Source organism: Streptomyces sp. NPDC027672 (genome assembly GCF_055566335.1).
The window spans coordinates 698,929-709,183 of sequence record NZ_JBVHSO010000003.1; the positions used below are offsets into that span (position 1 = coordinate 698,929).

General features: G+C 73.8%; 8 protein-coding genes. 5 read left to right on the forward strand and 3 right to left on the reverse strand.

Translation table 11 applies throughout. From position 1 onward, the window contains the following. Positions 1–228 precede the first annotated feature (228 nt). Both ACZ4SV_RS11180 and ACZ4SV_RS11185 read left to right on the forward strand, forming a co-directional pair. On the forward strand, positions 229–1,596 hold the full coding sequence (locus ACZ4SV_RS11180) for an alkaline phosphatase PhoX (protein ID WP_365942307.1): 1,368 nt from the start codon (positions 229–231) through the stop codon (positions 1,594–1,596). Between the two features lie 206 nt (positions 1,597–1,802). Further along, positions 1,803–3,773, forward strand: coding sequence for a collagenase (locus tag ACZ4SV_RS11185; RefSeq protein WP_468003340.1), 1,971 nt, complete (start codon positions 1,803–1,805; stop codon positions 3,771–3,773). 76 nt (positions 3,774–3,849) lie between these two features. Here the strand turns inward: ACZ4SV_RS11185 and ACZ4SV_RS11190 are convergent, their stop codons facing one another. Further along, on the reverse strand, positions 3,850–5,295 hold the full coding sequence (locus tag ACZ4SV_RS11190; RefSeq protein WP_468003342.1) for a glyceraldehyde-3-phosphate dehydrogenase: 1,446 nt from the start codon (positions 5,293–5,295) through the stop codon (positions 3,850–3,852). Positions 5,296–5,477: 182 nt separating this feature from the next. On the opposite strand from ACZ4SV_RS11190, the gene ACZ4SV_RS11195 reads away from it, so the two are divergent. Next, a complete protein-coding gene (locus ACZ4SV_RS11195) occupies positions 5,478–6,671 on the forward strand; it encodes a hypothetical protein (RefSeq protein ID WP_468003408.1) in 1,194 nt (397 codons plus the stop codon). Between the two features lie 13 nt (positions 6,672–6,684). Here the strand turns inward: ACZ4SV_RS11195 and ACZ4SV_RS11200 are convergent, their stop codons facing one another. Next, entirely contained in the window at positions 6,685–7,893 is a 1,209-nt protein-coding gene (locus tag ACZ4SV_RS11200; protein WP_468003344.1) for an MFS transporter, read from the reverse strand. A 337-nt stretch (positions 7,894–8,230) separates the two neighbouring features. Beyond that, positions 8,231–8,548, reverse strand: a complete 318-nt coding sequence (locus tag ACZ4SV_RS11205; protein ID WP_365883888.1) for a hypothetical protein — start codon at positions 8,546–8,548, stop codon at positions 8,231–8,233. A gap of 366 nt (positions 8,549–8,914) precedes the next feature. On the opposite strand from ACZ4SV_RS11205, the gene ACZ4SV_RS11210 reads away from it, so the two are divergent. Beyond that, on the forward strand, positions 8,915–9,235 hold the full coding sequence (locus ACZ4SV_RS11210) for a hypothetical protein (protein ID WP_365883887.1): 321 nt from the start codon (positions 8,915–8,917) through the stop codon (positions 9,233–9,235). Between the two features lie 86 nt (positions 9,236–9,321). Then, positions 9,322–10,146, forward strand: coding sequence for a PP2C family protein-serine/threonine phosphatase (locus tag ACZ4SV_RS11215; RefSeq protein WP_365883886.1), 825 nt, complete (start codon positions 9,322–9,324; stop codon positions 10,144–10,146). Positions 10,147–10,255 lie beyond the last annotated feature (109 nt).

The following is a 10,255-nucleotide window of genomic DNA, read 5'->3' on the forward strand; positions in this document are numbered from 1 at the left end:
CCGGACCCGTTCGCGGCGCTGTGTCCGCCGGCCGGCGGACACAGCGTCCCGCGGTGCCGGGCCGTCGCATCCGCGCCACACGGGCGCGGCACCGCCGGGTCCGGTGCGCGCGGACGCCTTTCCGGCGCGGGGTGACACGTGCGGTCGGCGTGGTTCCCGCGGCCCGCAGCAGGTGATAGACACGGCGGGGTCACAGTTCCTGTCCGCCAGCAGGAAGGTCACCGTCCCATGTCTGCAACACGCCGTCAGGTCCTGTCCGCAGCGGGTGCCCTGGGAGCGGGCATCGCCTTCACCGGGGCCCTGTCCGAGGTCTTCGCCGGCACCGCCGCCGCCCAGAGCGCGGGCCACACCGGCTACGGCCCGCTCGTTCCCGATCCGCACGGCCTGCTCGACCTGCCGAAAGGTTTCCGCTACACCGTGCTCTCCCGCGAGGGCGACCAGCTCCGCTCGGGCGAGGGCCCGGTGCCCTCCCACCACGACGGCATGGCCGCCTTCGCCGGCCGAGGGGGCCGTACCCACCTCGTCCGCAACCACGAGAACCGGGTGACCGCACAGGTCGCGGTCCCGACCGTCGAGGGCCTCACCTACGACCCGGCGGGCAAGGGCGGCTGCACGGCCCTGACGCTCGACCGGCACCACCACGTGCTCTCCGAACGGGTCGCCATCGCCGGTACGGCCGTCAACTGCGCCGGCGGCCCGACTCCCTGGGGCACCTGGCTGACCTGCGAGGAGACCGAGGACACCGCGGGCACCAACGGCTACACCAAGGACCACGGCTTCATCTTCGAGGTCCACCCCACCGATCCGCACCGCACCGGCGCGGTCCCGCTGACCGCGATGGGCCGCTTCCCGCACGAGGCGATCGCGATCGACCCGCGCCACGGCGTCGTCTACGAGACGGAGGACGCCTTCGTCAAGCCCTTCGGGCTCTTCTACCGCTTCCTGCCCGCCAAGCCGCTCGGCGGCGTCGGTTCGCTGCGCGCGGGCGGCCGGCTCCAGGCGATGCGGGTGCCCGGCGTGCCGGACCTGTCGACGATCCAGGAGACCGGGGCCCGGTTCGACGGCGTCGAGTGGGTCGACGTACCCGATCCGCTGGCCGCCGCCACCCCCACCCGGCTGCAGGACTACGGCCCGCGGGGCATCACCCACGCGCAGAAGCTGGAGGGCTGCTACTGGGGCGGCGGCAGCGTGTACTTCGTGTCGTCCTTCGCGCGCAGCGCCGACGGCTCCGGGGCCGACCACTACGGCCAGATCTGGCGCTACGACCCGGGACGCCGCCGGCTGACCCTGGTCGTCGTGTTCGGCCCGGACACCGACGTCCGGCTGCCCGGCGAGTCCCCGGACAACATCTGCCTCGCGCCCAGCGGCGGTCTGATGGTCTGCGAGGACGGCGACGGCGCGCAGCACGTCTTCGGGCTGACCCGCACGGGCGAGGTCTACGCGATGGCCCGGGGCCGGCAGAACATCGGCACGGCGGACAAGCCGGCGTGGGGCGAGTTCGCCGGGGTCACCTTCGCCCCGGACGGGGAGACGATGTTCGTCAACTGCTATACGCCCGGCACCACGTTCGCGGTGACCGGGCCGTGGCGCGGCTAGCCGGCTGACACCCCGGTCCTGCCGGGGCGGGGCATGTGTCACGTCCCTCCGCCCCGGCAGGACCGGAGACACCCTGGCAGCCGGTGTTATGGGCGACCGGTGTCATGTGCTATGTCACACACCATTGTTGGACGGGCGGCACGCTGAGACAGTCCTCCCACGCCTCGACACCCCACAGAGGCGCACCCGTTCGTGGAGGAATCCCGATGCGCTACCGCTTCGCGCCGCACCGGCGCGCGCCGAGAGGCAGGGCCGGCCGTGTCGCCGGTGTCGCCGCCGTCTGCGCCGTCCTGACCGGTCTGCTGTCCACGCCCGCGCCGGCGGCACCCCGGCCGCACCCGTCCCCGGCCGCCGCACGCCTCCCCGTGCCGGCCCCCGCCGCCGCCCGCCTCCCGGTGCCGTCACCAGCCGCCGCGTCCACCGCTACGGCGGCCGAGCGTCCCGCGACCCAGGACAGGCCGCTCAGTCCGGCCCAGCTCCCGCCGCTGCACGGCGAGTTGCGCCGGACGGCCGGTCCCGCCGCGCGGGCCGCCTCCTGCGTGCCGGCCGACTTCGGCAGCCGCACCGGTTCCGCGCTCGTCGCCTACGTCGAGGCGGCCACCCCGGACTGCGTCGACACCCTGTTCGCGGTCAACGGTGCCGACGCGGGGGCCGTCTTCCGACAGGCCCAGATGCTGACGGTGGCGCACGCGTTCCGCGACACCGCCGGGCAGTACCGCGGCGACAACTCCGGCAGCCTGCTGCAACTGGTCCTGTTCCTGCGCGCCGGATACTACGTTCAGTTCAACCACCCGGCGGACGTGGGCACGTACACCTCCCGGCTCACCGGCGCCGTCACGAGCGGCCTGGACGCCTTCTTCGCCCGCCCGCACTCCCGTGACGTCACGGCCGCCAACGGCGACATCCTCGGCGAGAGCGTGATCCTCACCGACAGCGCCGACCGGCAGGACCGCTATCTCGACGTCTACCGGCGGCTGCTGGACGACTACGACAGCTCCTACGACACCGTCGACAGCATGGTCAGGGCCGTCAACGACGTCCACACCCCGCTGTGGCGCGGCAACTGGAACCCGGCGTACGTGCGGGCCGTCCAGGCCGACCCGCGGATCCTCGGCACCCTGCACGACTTCGCGCTGGCCCACACCGGCCTGCTCGGCACCGGCCGGGGCTTCCTGGACTCCAACGCCGGGACGACCCTGGCCCGTCACGTCGGGCACCCGGAACTGCGGGAAACGGTACGGCCGTTGGCCAAGGACCTGCTGGAGCACACCGCGATCACCGGCCCGACGGCCGGGCTGTGGGTGGCGGTGGCCGCCCAGACCGCCGCGTACGACACCGCCGGCTGCGCGTACTACGACGTCTGCGACCTGCCGGCCAGACTCGACCGGGCCGTCCTGCCCGTCACGCGCCACTGCGACGCGCACATCACCGTCCGCGCCCAGGCGCTGACCGCCGCCGACCTGGACGCCGCCTGCGCGAGCGTGCTCCGCCAGGACGCCTACTTCCGCTCGGCGGTGGGCGCCGCCGGCCCGATACCCGGCCAGTACGCCTCCACCCTGCGGCTGGTGGTCTTCGCCGGCCGCGCCGACTACCAGACCTACGCCGGCGCGATGTACGGCATCGGCACCGACAACGGCGGCATGACGCTGGGCGGCGACCCCTCGGACCCCGCCAACCAGCCGATGTCGGTCATGTACCAGAAGGACGGCGACGACGGCTTCCCGGCCCGGATCTGGAACCTCAACCACGAGTACACGCACTTCCTGGACGCCCGCGACGACCTGGCGGGCGACTTCGGCCGGCAGATCTCGGTGCCGGACGTGTGGTGGATCGAGGGCGTCGCCGAGTACGTCTCCTACGGCTACCGCGGCCTCGGCTACGACCAGGCGGTCCGGGAGGCCGGCCGGCACACGTACCGGCTGAGCACCCTGTTCGAGAGCACCTACGACAACAGCGACGTGACCCGCACCTACCCCTGGGGCTACCTCGCCGTGCGCTACATGTCCGAACGGCACCCCGACGACGTACGGCGCATGCTCGCCCGCTTCCGCACCGGTGACTACACCGGCGGCTACGCCGTGTACCACGACGGCATCGGCACCCGTTACGACGCCGACTTCGACCAGTGGCTCACGGCGTGCGCCGCGGGCGGCTGCGCCCGGCCCGCCGCGGTCTGACCGCACGCGCGCCGGCGCGGACGGCCGCCGGCCGGAACCCCGGCCGGCGGCCCTGCCCGTACCCGGGCCCGCGCGGTCAGACCGCCGGGACCGGGAACGTCGGGTACTCCACGCCCGACACGTGCTGGACGACCCGGACCACCTGGCAGGAGTAGCCGAACTCGTTGTCGTACCACAGGTAGAGGATCGCGTTGTCGCCGTCGACCTTGAGCGCGCCGGCGTCCACGATCGAGGCGTGGCGCGAGCCGATGAAGTCGCTGGAGACCGCGTCGGGCGCCGTGATGAAGTCGATCTGGCGCTTGAGCGGCGAGGTCAGCGACACCTCGCGCAGGTAGTCGTGGACCTCCTCGCGGGTGGCCTCGCGGGCCAGCTGGAGGTTGAGGATCGCGATCGAGACGTCCGGCACCGGCACCCGGATCGAGCTGCCGCTGATCTTCGCCTTGAGGTCGGGCAGCGCCTTGGCGACCGCGGAGGCGGCACCGGTCTCGGTGATGACCATGTTGAGCGCCGCGGAGCGGCCACGGCGGTCGGACTTGTGGTAATTGTCCAGCAGGTTCTGGTCGTTGGTGAACGAGTGGACGGTCTCCACATGGCCGCGCAGCACGCCGTACTGGTCGTCCATCGCCTTCAGCGGCGGGACGATCGCGTTGGTGGTGCAGGAGGCGCAGGACAGGATCCGCTCGTCCGGCTTGATCGTGTCGTGGTTGACGCCGTGCACGATGTTCGGGACGTCGCCCTTGCCCGGCGCGGTCAGCACGACCTTCCCGATGCCCGGGCGCAGGTGCTGGGAGAGGCCCTCGCGGTCGCGCCACCTGCCGGTGTTGTCGATGAGGATGGCGTCCCGGATGCCGTACGCGGTGTAGTCCACGGACGCCGGGTCGTCGGCGTGAATGACCTTGATCGCGTTGCCGTTGGCGACGATCGTGCTGTTGTCCTCGTCCACGGTGATGGTGCCCTGGAACTGACCGTGGATGGAGTCGCGGCGCAGCAGCGAGGCGCGCTTGACGATGTCCTGCGCGCCGCCGCCGCGCACCACGATGGCGCGCAGCCGCAGGCCGTTGCCGGAGCCGGCCTTCTCGATCAGCAGCCGGGCGACGAGGCGGCCGATGCGGCCGAAACCGTAGAGGACGACGTCGCGCGGCTCGCGGCGCTCGATCCGGTCCGGGCCGGTGGCGCCGGCGACCGCCTCGGCGGTGAACTCCGCCACGCTCAGGCCGCGGTCGTCGGCCTTGTACAGGGTGGCCAGCATGCCGAGGTCGATCTGGGAGGGCCCGACGTCGAGGGCGGCCAGGGCCTGGAGGAAGGGCATGGTCTCGGTGACGGACAGCTCGGCGCCGGCGATCTGCCGGGCGAAGCGGTGCGTCTTGAGGATGCTGACCACCGACTTGTTCACCAGGGAGCGGCTGTGCAGCAGGACGGTCACGTCCCGCTCGCGGTGCAGCTTCCCGATGAGCGGGATCATCGACTCCGCGATCTCCTCGCGGATCTTCCAATTGGTGAACGAGTCGTCGTTGACAGTCACAGATCCATCTTTCGAGCTAGGCAGCGCTCATATGATAACCACACTGTTTTGGCGGGGTCGTGGCCCCCCTCCGGCGTACGCGAACGGTCCCCCGCGTTCCTGAATCAGGGTGGAAGCGGACGCGAAACCCGGGTCGGCGATTGCGTGCCCGTCCGGCCGTGCCCAAGGTCGGGTACGTGCGCATCCGCTCCCTCGCCCGGTCCCGGCCGGCCGCTCCCGCCGGACCCCCGCTGCGCGTCCGGCCGCCCGGCACCGGGGCGCCGCGGGACGCCCTGCCGGCCCTCGCCCTGTTCGCGGCCGTCCGGCTCGCGGGACTCCTCGCGGTCGTCCTCACCAACGCCCTCGCGGACAAGCCGCTGGTGCGCGGCCTCGCCCACTCCTGGGACTCGCGCTGGTACCTGCACATCGCCGCACACGGCTACGGCCACCTCATCTGGATCAGCCCGCAGGGCACCGTCCAGACCGACTGGGCGTTCTTCCCGCTCTACCCGGCGCTGATCCGCGTCCTGACCACCGCCCTGCCGCTCACCCCGGGCCAGGCCGCGCTGCTCCTCGCCTGGACGGCCGCGGGCGTCGCCGCGTACGGCGTCCACCGCGTCGGCCGCCACCTGTACGGGCGGGCGGTCGCCACCGCGCTGGTCGCCCTGTGGGCCGCCGTACCGCAGGCGGTCGAACTCACCGTCGCCTACACCGAGTCGCTGTTCGCCGCGCTCGCCGCCTGGTCGCTGTACTGCGTGCTCACCGGCCGCTGGCTGTGGGCCGGGACGCTGGCCGCGGCGGCGGGCCTGACCCGGCCCACCGGCTGCGCCGTGGCGGCCGCCGTCTGCGCCGCCGCCGGGTACGAGGCGTGGCGCGGGCGCGGCCGGGTCCCGGCACGGCTGTGGGCCGGCGCCGTCGTGGCCCCGCTGGGCTGGCTCGGCTATGTGCTGTGGGTGGGCGCGCGGACGGGCGACGTCCTCAACGGCTACTTCACGGTCCAGAGCGCCTGGGACTCCCGCTTCGACCTCGGCGCCGGCTCGCTCCGGTTCCTCAAGGGCCTGCTCCTGCACGGCGGGAACGTCGTCTACCCGGCGGCCCTGCTCATCGTCGCGGCCGGCCTGCTGCTCTTCGCGCTGCTGTGCCTGGAACGCGTCCCGCTGGCCCTGCTGGTCTTCTCCGGTGTCCTGGTCCTGCTGGTGGTCGGGGGCTCGGGCTCCTTCTCCTCCAAGCCGCGGTTCCTGCTGCCGGCCTTCCCGCTGCTCATCCCGATGGCCCGCGCGCTCGTCCGCGCCTGGCGGCCGCACCGGGCCCGGGCGCTGGTCGTCTACGGCGCCCTCGTCCTCGTCTCGCTGTTGTTCGGCGCCTATGTGACGGCGGTGTCCCACTCCCCGCTGTGAGCCACCGCCGTGCTCACGCGAGCCGGGCCGGCCGGCGCGTCCGGCAGCGGGCGACCAGACCCGCGACGGCCATCAGCAGCGCGCTGATCCACACCGGGGAGCGGAGGCCGAACCCGCCGTCGAGCGCGGCACCGCCCAGGAGCGGTCCGAGCGCGGCACCCACGTTCAGCGCCGCCGTCGCGAACGCGCCGCCGAGAACCGGCGCGTCCACCGCCTCGTACAGCACCCGCATGACCAGCGTCGAGCCGACACCGAAGGCCAGCAGACCCAGCACCGGCACCAGGGCGACGGCCACGGCCGGCTCCCCGGCGGCCAGGGCCAGCGCGGCCCAGCCGGCGAGCAGCGCGGCCCCGGCGGCCGGCAGCACCGACCGCGCCACGCGATCCGCCGGCCGGCCGCGCTCCCGGCCGGCCCGGAGCGCCGTGGCCCGGACGCGGTCCGCCAGCCGGCCCGCCGCCGTCACCCCGGCGAACGCGCCCGCGCCGAACAGGGCCAGCACGGCCGGCACCCATCCGGCGCCGAGCCCGCCCACCTCCGTGACCAGCGGCGCCAGGTAGGTGAACGTACAGAAGGTGGCGCCGTTGACCAGTGCGGCCAGGCAGAGCACCGACAGCAGCCGGGGGCGGCGCAGCGCCCGCAGTTCCCGGGCGGCGCGCGGCCCCGGACCCTCGGCCGCCGGACCGCCCGGCACCGACCGGGCGATCGCGGCGAGCGCCGGCGCGGACACCAGGGCCACCGCCCAGAACGCCGCGCGCCAGCCGAGCAGGTGCCCCAGGACGGCACCCGCCGGCACGCCCGCCACACAGGCGAGCGTGGTGCCGCCGAGCAGCACGGCGGTGGCCCGGCCCTTGGCGTCCGGCGCCACCATGCCGGCCGCCGCCGACAGGGCGACGGCCAGGAAACCGGCGTTGGCCAGGGCCGCGAGCACCCGGGTCACCAGCAGGACGGAGAAGTCGGCGGTCAGCGCCCCGGCGACATGCACCACCAGGAACACACCGAGGAACACCAGCAGCGACCGCCGGCCCGGCCGGCGCCGGGCGAGCAGCGCCGTCAGCGGCGCGCCCACCACCATGCCGACGGCGAAGGCGGAGGTGAGCGTCCCCGCTGTGGAAACCGGGACCCCGAGGTCCCGGGCGATGTCCGGCACCAGGCCGGCCAGCATGAATTCGGACGTGCCCTGGGCGAAGACCGCCAGCCCGAGCAGATAGAGAGCGAAAGGCATCCAGACTCCACACACCGTGTCGCGTACGGGAAGCGAGCGCACGGGTCCGGCCGGCACCGCCGCCCGGACGGGGGCGGCGCGTCACACGGACAGGGTGGAGGCACGGAAGGGAAGAGGTGCGTGCCGGTCCGGAACCCGCGGGACGGCAGCCCGGTGGTGGCGTACGCACCCGCGTGCGTACGGCGCAGCAGCCACCGGACGGCCGGTGGCTAGCGTCTGGACGCCTCGGGGCTGGACATGCCCGGCACGCTAACGCGCGGACCCGATCGCCCGCCACCCGGTTTTCCCGGGTGGCGGGCGATCGGCGGGTGGGGAACCCGGATCTCGGCCGGGACGGTCAGCGCGGGTTGAAGACCACGCTCGCGAAGCGGGCGCCGCTCGGCGCCGACCGGCCGGGAGCCAGCCGCCGCGCCGATCCCTTGCACTTCTTCTTCGTGTAGACGACGAGCGGCTTCTTGGTCCCGTTACGGGCGCCGCGCGCCTCCTGGGCCATGTCGAGGCACTTGTGGTCCGGCGGGTTCTCCAGGGCGTACGCCTTGCCCTTGGGCCCGATCCAGACGAACGTGCCGTCGGCGGCGTACGCGGAACCCGTGGTGGTGGTCAGGAGAAGAGCGAGGCCGCCGAGCACGGCGGCGAGCGGACGACGCAGGCGCATGGGCATGTCCTTCGGATACGGAGAGGGGCGGGTGGGGAGGGGACGGATACGGAGACAGGTGGACGCGGAGACGGGTGGATGAGGCGGGTGGCGGACGGGGAGACGGGCGCACAGGGTGACGGCGGACAGGGCTGTGCGAAGCGCCGGCCGGAGCCAGGGGAGCGGGGGACCGGCGCCGCACCCGTAATGTGCCACTTCCGCCCCGTCCGGCCCCGGAGCCGACACGGGCACGTGCGCCGTCCGGGCGACGGCGCACGGTCGTACGGAGCCGGCGCGAACCGCGGGACGGCGGCCGTGACGAAGCGGGGCCGTGCGAAGACGGGGAATCGGGGTAGACGAGGGGACGCCCGAGGAAAGGACCGTCTCATGACGACCTATGTGATCAGCGTGCCCGGCACCTTCACCGGCGGGATCGAGGCCGACACCCGTACCCGGCTGGCCCGGGCGCTGCGGCCCGCCGATCCGCACGGCACCCGGATGGGCAGCGCCGAGGATCTGGACGCGCTCAGTGTCAACGACGACAACACCTTCACCCTGCGCCTGACCGTCGACGCCGACACCGGGCCGCACGCCGAGGAGGAGGCCCGCAGGCTCGCGGACTCCGCGCTGCGCGACGCGGGACTGGACGACCGGAGCGCGCCGCTGGGGCCCGCGGTGATCACCGGGATCGACTCCGAGATCCGCTGATCACCCTATAAAGGTAAAATCGAGGCGTTTGCTGAACATTCAGGCGACCGGCCCGCCGCGAGCCACCGCCCCGCCGGAAGTGATCGATGCCCCGCAAGCGCCCCACGGACGAAGGCGACGAGCTGCTGGCCCGGCTGGGCTCGCTCACCGCCCAGGCGCGCCAGCGCGCGGAGGTGCAGCGCAGCCAGGTCGAGCTGGCCCTCGCGTTGCAGCGCGGCATGCTCCCGCGGGACCTGCCCAGCGCCCCCGGCCTGCACGTGGCGGTGCGGTACACGCCCGCCAACCTCGGCCTCAACGTGGGCGGCGACTGGTACGACGCCTTCACCATGCCCGACGGCCGGATCGCGCTGTCCATCGGCGACGTACAGGGACACAACATCGAGGCCGCCGCCTTCATGGGCCAGGTCAGGGCCGGACTGCGGGCGCTCGCCTCGGTCACCGGCGACCCGGGCGAGCTGCTCGCCCGCACCAACGACCTGCTGCTCTCCCTGGGCAGCGAGCTGTTCGCCACCTGCATTTTCATGCGGCTCGACCCGGCCACCGGAGTGCTGGAGAGCGCCCGGGCCGGTCACATCCCCTTCGTGTGGGCCACGGCGGACGGGAAGTCCGGGGTCGTCGACGACGAGGGCGGGCCGCCGCTCGGGATCGAACGGGGCTTCGCGTTCCCGGTCACCCGGCACCGGCTCACCACCGGTGGGGTGTTCGTGCTGCTCACCGACGGTGTCGTGGAGGGCCCGTCGCTGAACATCGAGGACGGCCTCGACCAGGTGGTGCGGCTCGCGGGCATCGCCGCCGTCGCCGGACTGGAGGCCCACGCGCTCGCGGCGGCCGTGATCAAGGGTGCCGAGAGCGTCGGCCACGACGACGACGCCGCCGTCCTGGTCGTGGGCCTCGACGGCCCGCCACCCTGACCTCGACCGCCCGACCGCCCGACCGCCCGACCGCCCGACCGCCCGACCGCCCGACCGCCCGACCGCCCGACCGCCCGACCGCCCGACCGCCCGACCGCCCGACCGCCCG

What these genes read in the sequence shown, in the direction of transcription:
- ACZ4SV_RS11205 (WP_365883888.1), bottom strand. Translation starts at nt 8,548, where the DNA reads ATGCGCCTGCGTCGTCCGCTCGCCGCCGTGCTCGGCGGCCTCGCTCTT.
- ACZ4SV_RS11185 (WP_468003340.1), top strand. Translation starts at nt 1,803, where the DNA reads ATGCGCTACCGCTTCGCGCCGCACCGGCGCGCGCCGAGAGGCAGGGCC.
- ACZ4SV_RS11200 (WP_468003344.1), bottom strand. Translation starts at nt 7,893, where the DNA reads ATGCCTTTCGCTCTCTATCTGCTCGGGCTGGCGGTCTTCGCCCAGGGC.
- ACZ4SV_RS11210 (WP_365883887.1), top strand. Translation starts at nt 8,915, where the DNA reads ATGACGACCTATGTGATCAGCGTGCCCGGCACCTTCACCGGCGGGATC.
- ACZ4SV_RS11215 (WP_365883886.1), top strand. Translation starts at nt 9,322, where the DNA reads ATGCCCCGCAAGCGCCCCACGGACGAAGGCGACGAGCTGCTGGCCCGG.
- ACZ4SV_RS11180 (WP_365942307.1), top strand. Translation starts at nt 229, where the DNA reads ATGTCTGCAACACGCCGTCAGGTCCTGTCCGCAGCGGGTGCCCTGGGA.